This window comes from Veillonella parvula (genome assembly GCF_024461875.1).
In the GTDB taxonomy this organism is placed as follows: domain Bacteria; phylum Bacillota; class Negativicutes; order Veillonellales; family Veillonellaceae; genus Veillonella; species Veillonella parvula_I.
This window is the reverse complement of sequence record NZ_JANGAL010000042.1, coordinates 1-274: the sequence shown is the minus strand read 5'-3', so window position 1 is coordinate 274 and position 274 is coordinate 1. Positions and strand designations below refer to the sequence as shown.

Annotated in this window: 1 protein-coding gene; it reads left to right on the top strand. The window is 43.1% G+C overall.

Features of this window, described 5'->3' with window-relative positions:
- Nucleotides 1-47 precede the first annotated feature (47 nt).
- Nucleotides 48-274: hypothetical protein (locus tag NE668_RS09790; RefSeq protein ID WP_256196781.1), on the top strand; the 227-nt coding region annotated here is incomplete at its 3' end.

Here is a 274-nt window from a genome sequence, read left to right as displayed (position 1 = left end):
ATGAAAACATAAACTGCAAAGATGCAGCGGAAATACTGGCAGGTCATATGGAAAATTTCCGGCAGATGCAGATCGAGACTGTTCAGGCGGAATATACGGTTCTTGTGAGCAAGAAAGGAAAAATTTCGATCAAGCGGAAAAACCGAAAAAGCGCAGCGCCTCCGGCAGAGCTTTCACATGACAGGAAGAAACGCTATATATTAGAAGAAGGAACTTTTGTTCCGTTTTTAAATGATCTCGGAGTTATGACAGAAGAAGGGAAGATCGTTCGGAC